This window comes from Pannonibacter sp. Q-1, assembly GCF_054073275.1.
Genome location: NZ_JBSXNB010000004.1, coordinates 422,270 through 441,527 on the forward strand (window position 1 = coordinate 422,270; position 19,258 = coordinate 441,527).

General features: G+C 61.7%; 19 protein-coding genes. 8 read left to right on the forward strand and 11 right to left on the reverse strand.

Annotated features, from left to right (window positions below; all coding sequences use genetic code 11):
- Window positions 1-234: 234 nt before the first annotated feature.
- Entirely contained in the window at window positions 235-708 is a 474-nt protein-coding gene (locus ACVNHC_RS13395) for an SH3 domain-containing protein (protein WP_058899575.1), read from the reverse strand.
- Window positions 709-908: 200 nt separating this feature from the next.
- Between ACVNHC_RS13395 and rarD the strand changes: the two genes are divergently transcribed.
- Together rarD and ACVNHC_RS13405 are read left to right on the forward strand one after the other, a co-directional pair.
- Window positions 909-1,820: an EamA family transporter RarD gene (rarD, locus tag ACVNHC_RS13400; RefSeq protein ID WP_050472797.1), complete on the forward strand. Its 912-nt coding sequence runs from the start codon at window positions 909-911 to the stop codon at window positions 1,818-1,820.
- A 31-nt stretch (window positions 1,821-1,851) separates the two neighbouring features.
- Window positions 1,852-2,181, forward strand: a complete 330-nt coding sequence (locus ACVNHC_RS13405) for a DHCW motif cupin fold protein (protein ID WP_457167547.1) — start codon at window positions 1,852-1,854, stop codon at window positions 2,179-2,181.
- Here the strand turns inward: ACVNHC_RS13405 and ACVNHC_RS13410 are convergent, their stop codons facing one another.
- The 8 genes from ACVNHC_RS13410 to ACVNHC_RS13445 form a co-directional block, all read right to left on the reverse strand.
- Window positions 2,182-4,005: an ABC transporter ATP-binding protein gene (locus ACVNHC_RS13410; protein WP_457167548.1), complete on the reverse strand. Its 1,824-nt coding sequence runs from the start codon at window positions 4,003-4,005 to the stop codon at window positions 2,182-2,184.
- Window positions 4,002-4,760, reverse strand: a complete 759-nt coding sequence (locus tag ACVNHC_RS13415; RefSeq protein WP_457167549.1) for a DUF1028 domain-containing protein — start codon at window positions 4,758-4,760, stop codon at window positions 4,002-4,004. Before ACVNHC_RS13415 ends, ACVNHC_RS13410 begins: the two co-directional genes overlap by 4 nt.
- A 3-nt stretch (window positions 4,761-4,763) precedes the next feature.
- Window positions 4,764-6,548 (reverse strand): gamma-glutamyltransferase family protein, encoded by a 1,785-nt coding sequence (locus ACVNHC_RS13420; protein WP_457167550.1) that lies wholly within the window; start codon window positions 6,546-6,548, stop codon window positions 4,764-4,766.
- Window positions 6,549-6,570: 22 nt separating this feature from the next.
- Window positions 6,571-7,440 carry an ABC transporter permease gene (locus ACVNHC_RS13425; protein WP_457167551.1) on the reverse strand — a complete coding sequence of 290 codons (870 nt, stop codon included), beginning with the start codon at window positions 7,438-7,440 and terminating at the stop codon, window positions 6,571-6,573.
- Window positions 7,437-8,384 carry an ABC transporter permease gene (locus ACVNHC_RS13430; protein ID WP_186391873.1) on the reverse strand — a complete coding sequence of 316 codons (948 nt, stop codon included), beginning with the start codon at window positions 8,382-8,384 and terminating at the stop codon, window positions 7,437-7,439. Before ACVNHC_RS13430 ends, ACVNHC_RS13425 begins: the two co-directional genes overlap by 4 nt.
- A gap of 103 nt (window positions 8,385-8,487) precedes the next feature.
- Entirely contained in the window at window positions 8,488-9,999 is a 1,512-nt protein-coding gene (locus tag ACVNHC_RS13435) for an ABC transporter substrate-binding protein (RefSeq protein WP_050472792.1), read from the reverse strand.
- A gap of 130 nt (window positions 10,000-10,129) precedes the next feature.
- The gene (locus ACVNHC_RS13440) at window positions 10,130-10,873 is read right to left on the reverse strand and encodes a FadR/GntR family transcriptional regulator (RefSeq protein WP_457167552.1); all 744 of its coding nucleotides are present in this window, start codon (window positions 10,871-10,873) and stop codon (window positions 10,130-10,132) included.
- A gap of 242 nt (window positions 10,874-11,115) precedes the next feature.
- Window positions 11,116-11,814, reverse strand: coding sequence for an aspartate/glutamate racemase family protein (locus ACVNHC_RS13445; RefSeq protein ID WP_457167710.1), 699 nt, complete (start codon window positions 11,812-11,814; stop codon window positions 11,116-11,118).
- Between the two features lie 118 nt (window positions 11,815-11,932).
- On the opposite strand from ACVNHC_RS13445, the gene ACVNHC_RS13450 reads away from it, so the two are divergent.
- Entirely contained in the window at window positions 11,933-12,544 is a 612-nt protein-coding gene (locus ACVNHC_RS13450) for a pyridoxamine 5'-phosphate oxidase family protein (protein WP_457167553.1), read from the forward strand.
- A gap of 296 nt (window positions 12,545-12,840) precedes the next feature.
- Window positions 12,841-14,886 (forward strand): M3 family metallopeptidase, encoded by a 2,046-nt coding sequence (locus tag ACVNHC_RS13455; protein WP_457167554.1) that lies wholly within the window; start codon window positions 12,841-12,843, stop codon window positions 14,884-14,886.
- A gap of 148 nt (window positions 14,887-15,034) precedes the next feature.
- Here the strand turns inward: ACVNHC_RS13455 and dgt are convergent, their stop codons facing one another.
- Window positions 15,035-16,381 carry a dGTP triphosphohydrolase gene (dgt, locus tag ACVNHC_RS13460; protein ID WP_457167555.1) on the reverse strand — a complete coding sequence of 449 codons (1,347 nt, stop codon included), beginning with the start codon at window positions 16,379-16,381 and terminating at the stop codon, window positions 15,035-15,037.
- Between the two features lie 300 nt (window positions 16,382-16,681).
- Here dgt and ACVNHC_RS13465 point away from each other — a divergent pair, with 300 nt between their 5' ends.
- The 4 genes from ACVNHC_RS13465 to ACVNHC_RS13480 all read left to right on the forward strand — a co-directional run bounded on the left by ACVNHC_RS13465 (window position 16,682) and on the right by ACVNHC_RS13480 (window position 18,421).
- The gene (locus ACVNHC_RS13465) at window positions 16,682-16,933 is read left to right on the forward strand and encodes a type II toxin-antitoxin system ParD family antitoxin (protein WP_186391878.1); all 252 of its coding nucleotides are present in this window, start codon (window positions 16,682-16,684) and stop codon (window positions 16,931-16,933) included.
- Between the two features lie 3 nt (window positions 16,934-16,936).
- Window positions 16,937-17,230 (forward strand): type II toxin-antitoxin system RelE/ParE family toxin, encoded by a 294-nt coding sequence (locus tag ACVNHC_RS13470; RefSeq protein ID WP_186391879.1) that lies wholly within the window; start codon window positions 16,937-16,939, stop codon window positions 17,228-17,230.
- Between the two features lie 277 nt (window positions 17,231-17,507).
- The gene (locus ACVNHC_RS13475) at window positions 17,508-17,810 is read left to right on the forward strand and encodes a hypothetical protein (protein ID WP_457167556.1); all 303 of its coding nucleotides are present in this window, start codon (window positions 17,508-17,510) and stop codon (window positions 17,808-17,810) included.
- Between the two features lie 194 nt (window positions 17,811-18,004).
- On the forward strand, window positions 18,005-18,421 hold the full coding sequence (locus tag ACVNHC_RS13480; protein WP_058899565.1) for a DUF423 domain-containing protein: 417 nt from the start codon (window positions 18,005-18,007) through the stop codon (window positions 18,419-18,421).
- 41 nt (window positions 18,422-18,462) lie between these two features.
- Here the strand turns inward: ACVNHC_RS13480 and ACVNHC_RS13485 are convergent, their stop codons facing one another.
- The gene (locus tag ACVNHC_RS13485) at window positions 18,463-19,230 is read right to left on the reverse strand and encodes an SDR family oxidoreductase (RefSeq protein WP_457167557.1); all 768 of its coding nucleotides are present in this window, start codon (window positions 19,228-19,230) and stop codon (window positions 18,463-18,465) included.
- Between the last annotated feature and the right edge of the window lie 28 nt (window positions 19,231-19,258).

A 19,258-nucleotide genomic window follows, 5' to 3' on the forward strand; every position in this document is an offset into this window, starting at 1 on the left:
GGCATGACGAATCTCCATTTGCAGATACATGATTTAGAGAAGAATGCGTCCGGAACTGTGGCAGAAGTCACAGCTTATGTGGTTTCTTTTGGGTGTTTTCGGACACCGTTTGCCACAGCTGTTGCCACGGCTGGCAAGGAACACTTCAGCCTGCGGCAAGGATTGCCGCAGGCTGGAAGCTGTCAGGGTATTTGCCACACGCCGTGGTGGACTGTTCCGCCGGCAGGCCTGTTTTCAGTTCGGGCAGGTGATGCCGATACACGCATCGCCCCGCCGGTCCCGGTGCGGACGGTCGCGGTCCTGCCAATCGCGGTCGCGGTGCGGCGGCCGGTCATCATACCGGCCCGGCCGGTAATGCGGCGGACGGTAATGCGGTGGACGGTAGCGGGGGGGCGGTGCCGGACGATAGTAGGGCGGCGGCACGACGACCACCGGTGGCGGCACGGGCTGATAGTATCCACCGCCTGCGGGCGCCAGATAACGGGCACTCACGAAGCCCCGGTAGCCGGCATAGAACACCTGACACCAGCTGCTGCAGGCTCCTGCCTCGACCACAGCGCCGCGGGGAATGACCAGCAGCGGGGCATAGCCCGTGCCGGGCCCGGAGCGCATGTTCAGGTCAGCCGTTGCCTGCGCTGTCCAGGCATTGGCAGCGCCAGCGCCAAGCAGCCCAAGGGCAAGGGCGATCGAAAAAGCAATCTTACGCATCCGCGAAACCTCTCGAACCGTCAATGGCCCACGCATTTGATCTTACACCATGCCATTTCAGCAAAGCACGGAAAAACCGGCAGCAAGATGGCGTCCTCCGTCAGCCATGAACATGATTGATGCAGACACAAGTGGAATGAATTGGAACCCGGAATGGTTCCGTCCTATGGAAGGAGCCCAACAAGACAAGGTCAGGCCCCATGGCGATGGACACGCCCCCCGTTCCGCAGCAGACCGGCGACACCCCCAAGGGTTTTGCCTATGCCCTCACCGCTTACGGCCTGTGGGGCCTGCTGCCGATCTATCTGAAGGCACTGGGGCATATCTCGCCTTTCGAGGTGCTGGCCCACCGGGTGGTCTGGTCCGTCCCCTGCGCCGCCCTGATCCTGCTGGCAACGCGGCGCATCGGAGATCTGAAAGCCGCCGTGCGTTCACCCCGCACCATGGGCATGGCCGCACTCACCGCCAGCCTCATCACCGTCAACTGGTGCACCTATGTCTATGCGGTCGGCTCAGGACAGGCGATTGAGGGTGCCCTCGGCTATTTCATCAACCCGCTTTTCAGCATTTTGCTGGGCGCCATCGTCCTCAAGGAAAAGCTGTCACGCACTCAGATCGCCGCCATTGCACTTGTCGCCGTGGCCGTCGGCATCCTGACATGGGATGCGGGGCGGCTGCCTTGGATTTCGCTGACACTGACCGTCAGCTGGGGCTTCTATGCCTTCCTGCGCAAGACGCTGCCGGTGGGGCCCAATCAGGGCTTCTTCCTGGAGGTGGCGCTGCTGAGCATTCCCGCCGTGCCCTTCGTCCTCTGGCTGGAAAGCTCCGGCACCGGCCACTTCACCCATGGCACCCGGCTGGACACCTGGCTTCTCGCCTCGGCCGGGATCGCCACCGCCATTCCACTGATGATCTACGCCAATGCAGCCAAGCTGCTGCGGCTTTCGACCATTGCCGTGATGCAATACATCACGCCGACGATCATCTTCCTCATCGCCGTCTTCGTGTTCCGCGAGCCGATGAACCCGGTGAAGCTCTCCGCCTTCGTGCTGATCTGGTCGGCGCTGGCGCTCTACAGCTATTCGATGCTGCGGGCCTACCGGGCGCGCTGAGCTTCCTTCCCGCAGGACAAGGCCCCTCACGATGCATATGAACGGCATTCCCTTCGGCACCACGGACTGGGATGCCGTGGAGCGGACGGAACACAAGGGCGAGACCGGCGCCGCCTTCTGGCGCACGCGCCACTTCGGCGGCATCCGGGTGCGAATGGTGGAATACACCCCCGGCTATCTCGCCGACCACTGGTGCACCAAGGGCCATATCCTCCTGTGCCTTGAGGGCGAGCTGCTGACCGAGCTGGAGGATGGCCGCACCTTTCTGCTCAAGCCGGGCATGAGCTATCAGGTGGCCGACAACGCCGAACCGCACCGCTCCTCCACGACCTCCGGAGCAAAGCTCTTCATCGTCGACTGATCAAGCCACCTGCACCAGATGGCCGTCTGAAACCTCCCGGTACTCCCGCACCGGCGGCTGGTAGCCATTGGCGCGCACGGGGCTTCGCAGCTCATCGGCAGCAATGCCCCGGCGAATGCCCCGGCGGGCCGGATCGGGCACCGGCACGGCCGCCATCAGCTTCTTCGTGTAGGGATGCTGCGGGCTCTCAAAGACGGCGGCACGCGGACCGATCTCGACGATCTCACCGAGATACATCACCGCCACACGGTGGCTGACACGCTCCACGACGGCCATGTCATGGCTGATGAAGAGGAAGGCCAGATCCAGGCTTTCCTGCAGGCCCATCAGCAGGTTGCAGACCTGCGCCTTGATCGACACATCGAGAGCCGACACGCTTTCGTCCGCAACGATCACTTTCGGGTCCAGCGACAGCGCCCGTGCAATGGCGATACGCTGGCGCTGGCCGCCCGAAAACTCATGCGGATAGCGGTTCTTCATGGATGCCGAAAGCCCCACCCGCTCCAGCAGATAATCCGTCTTTTCAGCCGCTTGCCGGACGCCACCAAGCTTGTGTTTGAGGAAAGGCTCCGCAACAGCCTGGCCAACCGTCATACGGGGATTGAGGCTGGAGAACGGATCCTGAAAGATCATCTGCACGCTCTTGCGCATCCGTTGCAGCTCCACGGCGTCCAGTTCCCGGACGTTAAAACCATCGAGCTGGATCTCTCCGGACGACGGTTCGATCAGCCGCATGACCGAACGGCCTGTGGTGGACTTGCCGCAGCCTGATTCCCCCACGAGGGCAAGCGTTTCCCCCTGGCGCAGATCGAAGGAAATATTCTCGACTGCATGCACGGCGCCGGTCTGCCGGTTGAAGAGGCCCGAACGCACCGGGAAGCGGGTGACGAGGTTTCTCACCTGCAGCACGGGCTGGCTGTGCCCGGGAAGCGCTGCGGGAGCAGGCGGAGCGGTAATGACGCCGGTGGCCGTGTCCACAACCGGGAACCGCAAGGGCGCCGCTTCGCCTTCCATGGAACCGAGCCTCGGCACGGCGGACAGAAGCGCACGGGTGTAGGGATGCTGGCCGCGATGGAAGATATCCGCAGTCGGGCCAGTTTCCACCGCATCGCCCCTGAACATCACCACAGTGCGGTCGGCAATCTCGGCCACCACGCCCATGTCATGGGTGATGAAGAGAACGGCCATGCCTTCCTCGTCCTGCAGTTCCTTGATCAGATCAAGGATCTGCCCCTGGATCGTCACGTCGAGTGCAGTCGTCGGCTCATCCGCAATCAGCAGCTTCGGACGGGAGGCAAGCGCCATGGCGATCATCACGCGCTGGCGCATGCCGCCGGAAAACTGATGCGGATATTCATCGAAACGGCTGGCGGCATTGGGGATACGCACGCGCTCCAGCATGCGGATCGTCTCGGCACGGGCTGCGGACTTGGTCATGCCCTTGTGCCGCGTCAGCACCTCGGAGATCTGGCGGCCGATGGTGAAGATCGGATTGAGCGAGGTCATCGGCTCCTGAAAGATCATCGAGACCTCGTTGCCGCGCACGCCCCGCATCGCCTTCTCGGACAGGTCAAGAAGGTTGCGGCCATTCAACACCACCTCCCCTTCGATCCGGCTGGACTTCGGCGCCAGCAGCCGCATGACCGACAGGGATGTGACGCTCTTGCCCGATCCGCTCTCCCCGACGATGGCCAGCGTCTCTCCGGCTGAGACATCGAAGGACACATTGCGCACCACCGGCCTCCAGCCGTCATCCGTGCGAAAGGCGGTGGTCAGGTTGCGGACGGAGAGAACGGGCTGGCTGGTCAGGTCAGGATTGGTCATGACGGTGTCCACGGCGTCGCGAAGGAGGAAGAAGCACGTCCGGCCGCCTGCCGTTCGGCTTCGAGGCTTGCGATTTTCCGGTCGATTTCGGTCCGGTCGGTGAGGCCATGCGGGTTTTCCCGCGTCGGCATGGTCTCGGCCACATGCAGGTAACGCTCCTGCGCCACCCGGTAGAGCCGCCAGAGTTCGGCCAGCGGGTCCGCGTGGTCATCGGCGCGGATGCTGAGCCAGGCGTGATCCTGATCCCGGTAGATCACGAGCGCGGCAGACTGCTTGCCGCGCTTGTCGCCGCCCGCCGCTTCTCCTGCATCCATCGCACCCAGCAGCCGCTCGGCAAAGGGAGCAGCTGACAGGTCCCTGTAGGCGGCAAGGGTCCGCTCCAGCACCTGCGGACCGGCGAGCATGTTGCCGGCCACGGACACGTTGTCCTCGATGAGATGCCCGGCCCAGTCGACGCATTTCTTGCCGGTGAAGACCGCATTGCGGCCCTGCGCGTCGATCAGATGCATCTGGCGCTGTTCGGCGCCGTCATCGCGTCCCGTCAGAAACTCGATGATCTCCTGCGGGCGCTTGCCTTCGCCAAGCATCGCCAGGCCATCTGTCCCGTAAAGCGGGCTGACGAAGGCCTGCGTGGCAACGGCCCCCACGCCGCCGCGCATGTAAGGAACGGCGTTGCCGACCGCAAAGAAGCGGCTGGCAACGGCAATACCGAGGTGGCCGGTTTCAGGATCACGGGCAACGATGGACCAGGTCATGGCTCAGCGCCCCACCGCATAGGCCTGCATGAGGCGCGGCGTTGCCGCCGCCCGCAGCAGGCCATCGGCATCGCGGCGCGCCGCCGTCAGGCGTCCGACGCTCCAGCTGTCAGCAACCGTCACCTGATGCCCGCGCCGGCGCAGCTCTGCAATTGCCGCCTCGCCGAAGCTCTCCTCCACCATGATGTGGCCGGGCTCGGACGTGCGCGGATAGAAGGAGCCGGGGAAATGGGTGGAGTGGAACAGCGGCGCATCGATGGCCGCCTGCAGGTTCTTCGTGTGATGGGCATAGCGCAGGAAGAACGGCAGCTGCCACTGGTCCTGCTGGTCGCCGCCGGGCGTTCCGAAGGCCAGGGTAGGCCGTCCCTGATAGAGTGCAATGGATGGCGTCAGGGTCGTGCGCGGGCGCTTTCCGGGGGCAAGGGAGGTGGGCAGCCCTTCCTTCAGCCAGAACATCTGCGCGCGCGAGTTGAGCGCAAAGCCAAGCCCGGGCACGACCGGCGAGGACTGCAGCCAGCCGCCGGAGGGGGTCACCGCCACCATGTTGCCCCAGCGGTCGATCACATCGATATGGACCGTATCGCCCTTCTTCTCGGTGAGATGCGCCATGGTCGGCTCATAGACCGCGCCCCGGCCGGAGAACTCGGCCAGCATGGCCATGGTCGCATCGCGCTGCTGCTCGTAGCCGGGCACGGTTCCGGGGTGCAGGTCGAACGAGGCCTCAGGCCCGATCAGCTTGCGCCGCTCGCTGTTGTAGCCCTCCGACAGCAGGAACTCCGCCGGGATTTCCCCGAATTTCGGATCGCCGTAATAGACCTCGCGGTCCGCATAGGCGAGCTTCATCGCCTCGACCACATGGTGGACGAAATCGGGACCGGCCGGATCCATCGCGGCAATGTCAAAGCCCTTGAGCAGCGCCAGCGACTGCAGCAGCACCGGCCCCTGCCCCCAGGCCTGCGTCTTGGCGACGGTCCAGTCGTGGTAGTCAAAGGTCTGCGGCGCCTCGATGGTGGCGCTCCAGTTCGCCATGTCGTCAGCCGTCAGCACGCCCTTGTGCTTCTGGCCGCTCGCATCCATCACCTCGGCCGTCTTCAGGTAGTTGCCGATGGCCTCGGCAACGAAGCCCCGGTAGAAGGCATCACGTGCGGCCTCCACCTGCTCTTCGCGGCCGGTCTTTGCTTCCGCTTCCGCAATGATGCGCTTCCAGGTTTCCGCCAGAACCGGATTGCGGAAGTTGGCATGCGGCTCGGGTGCCGCGCCGCCGGGCAGCCAGGTCTCGTACGAGGTCGGCCATTCCTTCTCGAAGAAATCACCCAGCCCCTTGATGGTCGCCGATACGCGCGGCAGCATCGGATGACCGTGCTCGGCGTAATAGATGGCAGGCTCCAGCACCTCGCGCAGGGACAGGGTGCCATAGTCGCGCAGCATCAGCATCCAGCCGTCGAAGGCGCCCGGAATGACGGTGGACAGCAGCCCGTCACCGGGGATCAGTTTCAGCCCTTCGCTGGTGTAATGCGCGATGGTGGCACCTGCCGGGGCTGGCCCTTGCGCGCAGATCACCTCCACCTTGTCTGTCTTCTTTGAATAGATGACCGCTGGCATGTCGCCGCCGGGCCCGCACAGATGCGGCTCGACGATCTGCAGGACAAAGCCTGCTGCAACCGCCGCATCAAAGGCGTTACCGCCCTTTTCCAGAATGCTCATGCCGACCGCAGAGGCGATCCAGTGGGTCGAGGTGACAACACCGAAGGTGCCGAGGATTTCCGGCCGTGTGGTGAACTCAGTCAATGTCTGTGCCTTCTTCTGCAAATCAGTGTTCGCGCGGGTCCAGCGCATCGCGCAGGCCGTCGCCCAGGAGGTTGAAGCCGATCACCACAAGGAAGATCGCGGCACCCGGCCACATGGCCATCCAGGGCGCCTGTGAGAGGAAATTCTTCGCCACATTCAGCATGGAGCCCCAGCTGGCCGCCGGAGGCTGCTGCCCGAGGCCGAGGAACGAAAGGCTCGCCTCGGCAATGATGGCGGTGGCAACGGTCAGCGTCGCCTGAACGATGATCGGCGCTGTAACATTGGGCAGGATGTAGCGGAGCATGATGTCCATGTGGCCAAGGCCGACAGACCGGGCGCCTTCCACATAGTCTTCCTGCTTCACCGCCAGCACCTGACCCCGTGTCAGCCGGACGAAAATGGGCATGGCCGACAGACCAATCGCAATCATCGCATTGGTGAGGCTCGGGCTGAGGAAGGCGGCAAGTGCGATGGCCATGATCAGGAATGGCAGCGCCAGCAGCGCCTCGGTGACACGCGAGATGACGAGATCCACCCAGCCGCCGAAATAGCCGGCCAGAATGCCGAGAGGCACCCCGATACCGGCGGCAATCAGCACCGAGAAGACACCGGCCATCAGCGAGGCTCTTGCACCCCAGATCATGCGCGACAGGATGTCCCGGCCCAGATCATCCGTGCCGAGCCAATGGGCCGCCGAAGGGGCCTTGCGGATCGCCGACCAGCTGGTGGCCACCGGATCGGCGATAGGCAGCAGCGGCGCAAGGATGGCCAGAGCGGAAAAGAAGGAGATGATGATGAGCCCGGCCAGCGCACTGCGGCTGGAGCGCAGCTTCTTCCAGGAGCGGCTGCCCTCGGGTCTGGCCGCCACGGAAGGCTGTTCGATCGCGGTCATAGGCTTGCCCTCAGCCGTGGATTGAGAAGGACGTAGAGAACATCGGCAACAAGGTTCATCGCGATGAAACCAACCGCCGTGCACATGACGACGCCCTGCACCACCGCATAGTCGCGGTTGAAGACGGCATCGACGATCAGCTTGCCAAAGCCCGGAATGGTGAAGATCTGCTCGGTCAGCACAGCCCCGGCCAGCAACTCGCCGAACAGCAGCGCGCTCAGCGTGACGACGGGCAGCAGCGCATTGCGGAAGGAATGCGACAGCACCACTTCGCGCGGCGACAGCCCCTTGGCCCGCGCCGTGCGGATGTAATCCTGCGACAGGACGCCGAGCATGGCCGAGCGGGTATGCCGCATCAGCGTCGCGGCCAGCGCGGTGCCCAGCACGAAGGCCGGCATGATCATCGTCTGCAGCGAGCGGACGGGGTCCACGAAGATCGATTCAAAGCCCGAGGCCGGCAGCCAGCCGAGGTTCACCGACACCAGCAGGATCAGCATGATGCCGAGCCAGAAATTGGGCACCGACAGACCCGAAAGGGCAATGATGCTGGCGATATAGTCGATGGCCGTGTTCTTCTTCACCGCCGCCAGGATGCCCATCGGCACGCCGATCAGGAAGGCAAAGATCATCGACATGACGGCGAGTTGAATGGTGACCGGCAGCTTCTGGGCGATGAGTTCGGTCACCGGCTGATTGGTGCGCAGGGACACACCGAGATCCCCGGTCATGACACCGCCAAGCCAGGTCAGATACTGGACCGGCAGCGGATCATTGAGGCGGTATTTCTCCCGCAGCATTTCCAGAACCGCAGGATCACGCTCCTCCCCGGCCATCACGAGGACGGGATCTCCCGGCAGAAGCTTCTGCAGCGAGAAGACGAAGATGGAAATGATCAGCAGAGTCGGAATGGCGACCAGCAGACGCTTCGCAATGTAGACAGGCATGAATGCCATCCTTCACGGCACAGGTGGGATGGGGAGCGCTGCGGAGGAGGCTCCGCAGCGCCCGTGGACGAACAGGAACCAGCCCCGCAAGGGGGCGGTTCCGTCAGTCTTCCTTTTTCAGGCCAACAAGGCGGATCATGCCATCCGGCGAGGCAACAAAGCCGGTGACATTCTTCTGCATCGCCCAGATCCAGGACTGGTGCCCGAGATAGATGATGGGCATATCGTCGTTGAGGATCACGCTCGCCGCATCATACTTTTCCTTGCGCACGGCATCATCCGTCGAGGCGCGCGCCTCGTTCAGAAGCCGGTCGACTTCCGGATTGCAGTACTTGGTGTCGTTGATGCCGCCATTGCAGGTGATGAACTGGTGGATGTTGCCATCCGGATCGACACGGCCCGACCAGTCCGAACGCGACAGCTGATAGTTTCCGCGCGTCTGCTCGTCGAGCAACGTGGCAAACTCGGTCGACTTCAGGCTGACATCAAAGCCCGCCTCGGCCACCATCGACTGCACCACCTGCATCATCTGCTGGGCAACCGGATTGTTGGCGACCTGCAGCTCGATGGGCACGCGGTCGTATCCGGCCTCCTGCATCAGTTCCTTGGCCTTTTCCACATCACGGGCGGGAACGGGAAGCGCGGCATTGAACCACGGGCTGTTCGGTGGGAACGGCTGGTTGCCACCAACGGCCGTGCCTTCATAGACGATCTGGTTCAGGGCATCGCGGTCGATGGACAGGGAGAACGCCTGACGCAGGCGCTTGTCCTTGCCGAAGGGATTGTCGGCACGCGGACCATTGGCGATGTTCGCATAAAGCGCCATGTAGCCGATGTTGACCACATCCGCATAGGTGAGCCTCGCATTCGCCTGCACTGCCGCAGCATCGGTGGGGGCAAGGCGCTCGATCATGTCGAGATCACCCGACTGCAGGTTGGCGAGCCGGACGGTGGAATCCGGGATCGGCAGATAGGTGACCTTGTCGATGAAGACATTGTCCTTGTTCCAGTAGTCCTGGAACTTCTCCAGCACGATCCGGTCCTGCTGGATGCGCTCGACAAACTTGAACGGCCCGGCGCAAACCGGACTGGAGCCGAAGTTGGCGCCAAGCTTTTCAGCTGCTGCCGGAGAGACAATCATGCCGGCCCGGTCCGAAAGCTGGGCCAGGAGCGTCACGTCGGGCTTCTTCAGCGTGAACACGACCTCCAGCGGCCCTGCTGCCTCGACCTTCTCGACCGAGGACAGCTCGCTCTTGCGGCGGGACTCGGGCAGCGTCATGTTGCGCTCGATGGTGGCCACCACGGCGGCGGCGTCCATATCCGTGCCGTCATGGAACTTCACGCCCTCGCGCAGCTTCATCGTCAGGGCCATGCCGTCCTCCGACCAGGCCCATTCCGTTGCCAGCTGCGGAATGATCTTCAGATCCGGCGACACATCAACCAGCTTGTCGCACATGGCGGTGTAGACGATGCGGCCGACAAAAGTGCGCGACTGCGCCGGGTCCAGCACATCGGCATCATCCTGCAGGCCGATCTTCAGCTCGGCGGCGGCAACGGGCAGCGCCGAAAGCGCCCCAAAGGCAAGCGCGGTCGTCAGGCGCAAAAGTCGGGTCATGCCATTCTCCTCTGTTCCATTGGTTCTGTTGGCTCACAAGGGACCGGCTTGTCTGCGCCGGCTTGTCCCGTCATCCGGGCGGTTTCCGCCCGGTGATTTCTGCTTCGGGCGGTTTCCGCCCGGTGAAGTCTCAGGAGGCGAGTGCCTCGTCAGCCGTGTCCGGCGCAGGCGCCTCGTGGTCGAGCGACGTTGCGCGGATGAGGCGCTCCTGCAGCATCAGGAGGTGCTGGCGCATAGCCTCTCCCGCCCCCGCCGGGTCACGCGCGGCAATCGCCGCGATGATGTCCTCGTGCTGTGCATAGGCCATGCTGATGCCGGAGCCTGTCCGGGCCCGCTCGCGGATGTTCTGCCAGGCCTCATCCTGCCGGACCTGGTTGATCACATCGAAAATGGTGAGGAACAGCCCGTTGCGCGCGCTCTGGGCGATCTGCCGGTGCAGGGCGCCGTCCCACAATTCACGGGCATCGGCGTCATCACTCTCCTTGATACGCCGGGCAAGATCACGCATGCGCGCCAGCTCCGCAGGCTTGGCCCGCAGTGCCGCCAGCTGCGCCAGTTGCGGCTCGATCCGCAGGCGCACCTCCATGATTTCCATGAAGTCGGTTCCCGCGACAATCGCATCAACCCCTTGCGCAAGGCCGCCGGGCCGCTGCCCGGCGAAAGTGCCCGCCCCCTGCCGGCGCCAGATTTCCCCTTCCGCCTCCAGCACTTCGAGAGCGCGGCGGATGGCGCGCCGCCCGAGGCCAAGCTTTGCCGAAAGCGCCCGTTCGGTCGGCAGCTTTCCATCGGCACCGAAGTCACCTTCGCGCAGCATGTCGCGCAGCTTCTCCAGCGCGTAATTGGCATTGTCAGGATGTGGCACAGTCTGGACCATTGGGTGAACCATTTTCAAGATTGGTTCATCCTGTTGGACAATGCGGCAGTCTGTCAAGCGGCAAAGCTAAGCAAATGGCACGCCCAAAGACTGTGCAAATGCCCATCATTTTTGCCGATAGTCTGGAAGTGGCTCGACGCCTCGCCCCAGCGCGCGCCGCTCACCCCACAACGGCGAATGGTAACGGCAGACTCCGGAGACAGGCCAAAGGTCTGAACCAATTCAGAATCTGGTTCAGCGCTTCAGATCTGCCCGCAAGCCGCCTGATGCAGCCAGCGGCCGAGGGTGAGGATGTCGAAGACCGGCAGGCCGAAGCGCTGGCGCAGGGCTGACGAGAACGGCGGCAGGTTGGTGCATTCCAGCAAGAGCGCGCCGGTGGCGGGATGCTCCGCAATCAGCCGCGCAGCCACCGCCTCCAGCTCCGCCTGAAGTGCAGGTGCATCATAGGCCGCCCCGCCCTCGATCAGCCCGCGAAACGCCCCGCCCTGCGGCAGGCCGGCGACCGGCGTTGCCGGATCTGCGCCCACGCCTGCAAAATGTGCAGGGCCAAGGGAGCCAGCATCATAGGTGATCACCCCGACCGTGCGCCCCCTGGGCAGGAGGCTGGCAATCACCGGGATCTGCAACAGGCTGGAGGTGGCCAGCGGCAGGGACAGACGGGCGGCCAGCACCGGCTGGCGCGCCGCCAGAAACCCGCAGGAGGTGATGAGCGCCACAGCGCCCTGCCCTTGCAAGGCCTCTCCGGCGGCCACGAAAGCATCCAGCAGATCCGCATCATCCCCGCCCACCACCTTGCGCGCCGTTGCGCCGCTGACGGTCTGGAACAGCACCGGAAACGGCCAGCTGGCCGCATTGCCCACATCGCCCGGCGGCCGCTCGAAGGCGGTGTCCAGCATGATGATGCCCAGCGGCGGCATTGCTTCTGCGGCGGCATGGTCCATGGTCTGCAACGGCTTTCCCCAGACTGAGAATTGCGACCCGCCACCAGAAAACCACTGGCAGGCCGGGACGGATCAGGATTACCTGTATCCCGGCAAAGGCATCAGGGACACCGGCACGATGAGCATCATCACCAGCATTGACGATCTGGAAAAACTCTATGGCACTGCGGGCCCCGCCTCCACCGTCAAGGAAAGCCCGCGCATCACGCCGGAATACCGCCGCCTGATCGAAGCTGCCCCCTTCTGCGCGCTGGCCACCAGCGGGCCGGAGGGGCTGGACTGTTCGCCGCGCGGCGACAAGGGCTCCTGCGTCTTCATCGAGAATGACACCACCCTGCTGATGCCCGACCGGCGCGGCAACAACCGGATCGATTCCTTGCGCAATGTGGTGCGCGATCCGCGCGTGGCACTGATGTTCCTCATTCCCGGCCATGGCAACGCCCTGCGCGTCAATGGCCGGGCTGTTGTCAGCATTGATGAGGCGCTGCTGACCCGGCTGGAAATGGAGGGAAAGCGGCCGCGCTCCGTTCTCGTCATTTCCATCGAAACCATCTACTTCCAGTGCGCCCGCGCCATCATGCGCGCCGGATTGTGGGACGCCTCCGCCCATGTGGACTCCAGCAACCTGCCGACGCCGGGCCAGATCCTCGCCAGCCTTTCGGACGGCACCGTAGGCGGCACGGCCTATGACAAGGAATGGCCGGAACGCGCCCGCACGAGCATGTGGTGAAACGGCCGGCAACCAACACCCACCCTCTCCACCGTCATCCCGGCCAAGCGCAGCGCGAGCCGGGACCGGTGGGCCCGGGCGCAGCTTGCACCGCCCCAGCGTCAGAGCCAGAGCCTGAGTCTGAGCCGGTATACCTTGGCTCACCGGCCCCGGATCTCCGCTCCGCTCCCGTCCGGGGTGACGATGGAGAGGGTTACGAAACATAAGGCCCCCTCCGAAACCGCCCGCATTTGGCATCTGGAAACTCTTGCCCCATATGAAGGCAGAACCCCTGCCGCAAACCATTGGAAAATCTCATGTCCGGAAACCCGCTCCTCACCGTCTGGTCCACCCCTTTTGGCCTGCCTCCCTTTGCTGACATCACCCCGGCGCATTTCCGCGAGGCCTTTGAAACGGCCATGCAGAGCGCACGCAAGGAGATCAACGCCATCGCGGATCAGGCAGAGGCACCAAGCTTTTCCAATACGATCATTGCTCTTGAAACGGCTGGCGAGGACCTCTCCCGCGTTGCCCGCACCTTCTTCAACCTGACCGGCGCACACACCAACGCTGAACTGCAGGACATCGAGCGCGACATGGCGCCGAAGCTCGCCAGGCACGGCTCCGATACCATGCTGAACCCGAAGCTCGCCGCCCGCGTGTTTGACCTGTGGGAGCGGCGTGACAGCCTCGGCCTCAGTGCTGAGGAACTGCGGGTGCTGGAGCGCTACAAGCTGGGCTTCACCCGCTCGGGCGCGGGGCTGGACGAGGCCGGCAAGGCCCGCATGGCCGAAATCGGCCAGGAGCTGGCGACCCTCGGCACCCGCTTTGCCCAGAACGTGCTGAAGGATGAATCCAGCTATCAGCTGGTGCTGGAGACGGAGGAAGACCGCGCCGGCCTGCCCGATTTCCTGCTTGCCGCAGCCGCTGCCGCCGCCCGCGACCGGGGGCTGGAGGGCAAGCATGTGATCACCCTTTCCCGCTCCTCCATTGAGCCCTTCCTGCAATTCTCCACCAACCGGGAAAAGCGCGAGGAAGCCTTCAAGGCCTGGGCCGCACGCGGCGAGACCGGCGGAGAGACCGACAACCGCGAAACCGTGGCCCGCACGCTGGCCCTGCGCGCCGAAAAGGCGCAGCTGCTCGGCTATCCGCATTATGCCGCCTACAAGCTGGACGACTGCATGGCCAAGACGCCGGAGGCCGTGCGCGCCCTCCTGACCCGCGTGTGGGCGCCTGCCGTGGCGCAGGCCCGCACCGAGCGCGACAAGCTGGCGGAAGCCGCCCGCGCGGAGGGCAACAACGCCCCCATCGCCCCGTGGGACTGGCGCTACTATTCCGAAAAGGTGCGCAAGCGCGACCATGACCTCGATGAGGCGGAGCTGAAGCCCTATCTGCAGCTCGACAAGATGATCGAAGCCGCCTTCGACACCGCCACCCGCCTGTTCGGCCTCACCTTCGAGGAGAAGAAGGGCCTGCCGGTCTATCATCCGGATGTGCGCGTCTTCGAGGTGCTTGGCCGCGACGGCAAGCATGTGGGCCTCTTCCTCGGCGATTATTTCGCCCGCCCCTCCAAGCGCTCCGGCGCCTGGATGAGCGCCTTCCGCTCGCAGCACCGGGCGAAGGGTGAAGTCACTCCTGTCATTGTCAATGTCATGAACTTCTCGAAGGGCGCCGATGGCGAGGCCGCCCTGCTGACCTTTGACGATGCCCGCACCCTCTTCCACGAATTCGGCCACGGGCTGCATGGCCTGCTGTCCAATGTCACCTACCCGTCCATTTCCGGCACGTCCGTGGCGCGGGACTTCGTGGAACTGCCCTCGCAGCTTTACGAGCACTGGCTGAGCCAGCCGGAGGTGCTGTCCCGCTTTGCCGTGCATTACAAGACCGGCGAGCCCATGCCCAAGGCACTGCTCGACAAGGTGCTGGGCGCACGCAACTTCAATCAGGGCTTTGCCACGGTGGAATACACCGCCTGCGCCCTCCTCGACCTCAATCTCCACGAGATCGCGGACCCGGCGGGCATTGATGTCACTGCATATGAAAAGACGGCGCTGGCGGAAATCGGCATGCCGGATGAAATCATCATGCGCCACCGCATCCCGCATTTCTCCCACGCCTTTTCGGGCGAAGGCTATTCCTCCGGCTACTACAGCTACATGTGGTCAGAGGTGATGGACGCGGACGCCTTCGGCGCCTTCGAGGAAACCGGCAACATCTTCGACCCCGCCACCGCCACCCGCCTCCACGACTTCATCTACTCCGCCGGCGGCCGCCAGGACCCCGAAGAAGCCTACAAATCCTTCCGCGGCCGTGGCCCGGACATTGATGCGCTGCTGGAGAAGCGCGGGCTGAAGGCGGCTTGAGGGGATGAGGAGTTAGAGGGAGTTTGATGCCCTGGCCCGGGGAACCGGGCTGGGGAGCACCGGGCTAAAGGAGGCAACCTAAAGCCACAAATCTATAATGACACAGAAAAGCGTCACCCGCCCTCAAGTCCAACCATCCGCCGACTATTCATGATACCACAAGCATCTTCGCAACTTTAACCGCATACCGGTCCGTCATTCCAGAAACATAGTCACAAATCGACCTGCAAGCAGAATAAGAATCCCTGACATCCCTTAAATCTACTGCGACAGCTTTTTTCAACTGCCGACAATACGAACTCATACTAGTTTCATTACAATTATTATTTATATAATCCTCATAAATAGGCAGCAATCCATTAAGAATACCATGAATAACATTTCTCCCAAAAACCTCAAGCTCTACCTTTCTTTTTGAAGTGAATAGTTTTTTATTTGAGTTATCGGTAATATTTCTGAAAAAATCAGAAACAGACGAAGCATCAATCAATGACAACGAAAATCTTCCATCAATTATTTCATCATAATTTTCCTTGAATACATCAATGCAGCTTTTTATTGATTTATTTATTGCGACAGCACGCAAGATAGCGATCTTTTCGCCCTCATTTTGTTCCGGGTACTTTTGACAAAAATCCTCAATACCGGCCAGCGGGAGCAACATATCAGAAACCTGATCATAACTAAAATCACCCGAAGTAAATCCGTCCTCAACATCAAGGATTTTGTAACATATATCATCAGCGGCCTCCACAAGGAACGCCAAGGGATGCCTACGCCAATACTTATTTCCCGCTTCAGATACACATGGAATTTCAATAGATGAGAACACCTTCTCAAATATCTTAAACTCAGATTTGAAAATCCCGAACTTTTTCAAACCGCAATATTCTTGAGAATTTATGAAATTGCCTCTCATTTCTGCGGTCACAGGATACTTAACAAATGAGGCAATTACAGACTTTGACAGTCTCATGCCTCCATCATTTCGATACATCTCCAATTGATTTATTATTCTGAATCCTTGCGCGTTTCCTTCGAAATTGGACAGCTCTTCATGAAATTCTACAGGTAAATCTAAGAATATACCCTTCTTTTCAGCTATTTTATATTTAAACCACTGGCCAATCGCATCTTCTCCAGAATGTCCAAATGGAGGATTTCCTATATCGTGAGCCAAACAAGCTGCCTGCACAACTCCAGCAACGCGGTGCCTTTCACCTTTCTCAATCTCGTTCCGTTCCTCCAACCATGCACCAACTCCAATTCCCAAGGATCGGCCTACACTTGCTGTCTCAAGACTATGTATTAATCGATGATGCAAATGATCGTTTTCATAAAGCGGGTGAACTTGCGTCTTGTTCGCCAGGCGACGAAAAGGCGCAGAAAACAAAATGCGATCATAGTCTTGTATATAGGACGGCCTATCAGCTTGTTCATTATATGGCTCGTCATATCCGAGCCTCCTCCAATCAAGAAGATTGCTCCACTCCATCGAAAACCCCCGCCCTTTGAATTAAACCTCTAGAAAATTTAGCATTTAAGATAAAAAATTCAATCAGTAGATGCACTTCAGAATCAAGAAGCACTTTGACGAAAATCGATACTGGCAGCCACTGCGGCTTACGTCATACGAACATCACTCCAGTACTCGCTCAAGACGCCATCATTGCAAGGCCATCTGCCCGGCACACAGCCCCCGGAACAAGCCGGGGCGGCGCCTGCGATTGAGGACCGCTCAAAAACTGACAAGTCTCACCACATATGGCATGATGTCCAGATGGAGGTGATGCCGATGGCGACCATGAATGTATCCTTGCCAGATCCCGTGAAGGAATGGGTGGAGGAGCAGGCCCGCACCGGCCACTATGCGAATGCGAGCGACTATGTGCTTGATCTGATCCGCAAGGATCAGGAGCGCAGCAACAAGATCGCGGCCATGCAGCGCCATGTGGACGAAGGTCTGCAGAGCGGCTTGGGCAGCCGCTCGAAAGAAGAGCTGTTCGAGGCAGCGCTGACACGAACAGCAGCACCGCGCAGCGGCTGATTCATGGGCTTTCATCTGTCCCTTGAAGCGGAAGAGGATATTATCGGCATTGCCGAAACAGGCTTACGCCTTTTTGGTGCTGAACAGGCGAGAAGATACCATGACCAGCTGTTCGAGCTGTTTGACCTGATCGCAGCAAATCCCCAGCTGGCAAGAGAACGCCCGGAATTGACGCCGCCCATGCGCATATATCCCTTCAAGGCGCATCTGATCATCTACAGGATTACCGAAAGCGGCGATATTCTCATTGTTCGGATAAGGCACGGGCACGAAGACTGGGCAACTTCGCCGTCCTGACCATATTCTCCGCATCTCATCGCGGACGCCGTGTGACGCCGGTTTCCAGCAGTTGCTGGCAGTTCATAAAGGGGATGGTAGCTTTCGCTTCTCTTGCCCCCTCACGGGCGCCGGCACAAGGCCGGCGCGGCGCGGAGGAAGGTAAAAGGATGCCCAGACGCGATTACTTCTGAAGCCATCCGGTCTTTAATTGTGGAACTTAACCAACACCCCCTCTAATTGCACATAATTATTCTGTATCCAGATATCCAGTATGAGAGGAATGGAGCACAGGGGAATGGCAAGATATCGCGTTGGAAACCGCTACCTGTCCGAAAAAGAGTACCAAGAAGAAGTCGACACCAAATGGGCAGGCGGCCTGTTCCTTTTCGGCCTTATTACGGTGGGCATAATTGTGAACAAATATCTCGTAGACCCCGAATGGCATAAAACAGTCCGCTTCTTCGCCGCCGCCATTCCCGCGATAGTTTCTGGAATAATACTTGCACTTATTCGAAATATAATAATATTTATGATAGGGTTATTATTTGCAGCCTCCGCTCTAATGTGGATTTACGAGATAGTTATGGCATTAATTTAAAATTAAAATATTCGTCCCGGCCTGATAATCGTGCTGGCAGGTCTGCCGTTTCACGTTCAAATGTCCCCCTCCCCCTGCGTCCCTTTGCCATTCCCCCGCACATCGACACTGGCCCCTGCCGCCGGTAGATTTGCCCGGATAGATACTCCCCGAGGGTGCCGTGTGGTGCCGGGGTTGGCTGATGGCGGTTCAGGATGCAGGTTTCTTCTCAAGGCTCTCCCTCTGACAATGCGGCGTCACAGGCCACGCATCCGCTGTTCCGGGCGGGGATGGTGGCGGCTGGGCTTTGCGGGGCGGCAGGGGTGGCGCTGGCGGCGCTTGGCACGCATATGGATGCAACCGGGCTGATGAGCGTGGCCTCCGGCATGCTGCTGTTCCACGCCCCGGCGTTTCTGGGCCTTGGCGCGCTGGCGCAGCTGCGGCGGGTGCCGCTGCTGCCCGTGGCCTTCGTGCTGCTGCTGGCGGGCGTGGCGCTGTTCAGCGGCGATCTGGTCAGCCGGGCGCTCACGGCTGAACGGCTGTTTGCCATGTCCGCGCCTACGGGTGGCTCACTGATGATCTGCGGCTGGCTCGCCGTGCTGCTCAGCGCGGCCTTCGTGCGGCCGCGCTGAAAGTCAGCCTCCCGGTGTGTTTGGCACACCGGGAGCTTGCCTCAGGTCTTGGAGATGGAATTGCCGCCATCGGCGGTCAGTGCCGTGCCGGTGACAAAGGAGGCATCGTCGCTGAGGAGGAAGGCGGCAGCGGCGGCGATCTCTTCCGGCCGGGCAAGGCGCTTCAGGGCATGCAGCCCGGCCACCCAGTCCAGCGAGGCCTGATCCTGCGGCGCCATGTCCGTGCGGGTGCCGCCCGGCAGCAGCGCGTTGACCCGGAGCCCCGCCGCGCCATGTTCGGCGGCCAGAACCTGCGTCAGGCCAATGAGCCCCGCCTTTGCAGCCGCATAAGCCGCCATGCCCGGCAGGCCCGCCGCATGGCCGACGAAGGTGGAGGTGAAGACGATGGAGCCCTGCCCTCCCTCTGCCAGCATGGCCGGGATCTGCGCCCGTGCCAGATGGAAGGCGCTGGTGAGGTTCACCTCCAGCACCCGGTCCCAGTTGGCCGGGCTCATCTGCGGCAGCGGCACCATGTCCCCCACCATGCCGGCGTTGTTGAAGGCCCCATCGAGGCGGCCGAACTGGCCGAGCGCGGCATCCACCAGCGCCTGCGCATGTTCCGCCTCAGCCACATCCCCTGAGACAGGAATGGCAACAGGGACAGCTGCGCCGCCGCCCGCGCTGATCTCAGCTGCCAGCGCTTCCAGCCTGTCCTTGCGTCTGGCGCCAATGACCAGCCTTGCGCCGCGTGCTGCAAACATCCGCGCTGCCGCTTCGCCGATGCCGCTGCTGGCGCCGGTGATGATGATGACCTTGTCTTTCAGTTGCATGGATCTGCTCTCCGGTTGAAAACACCGG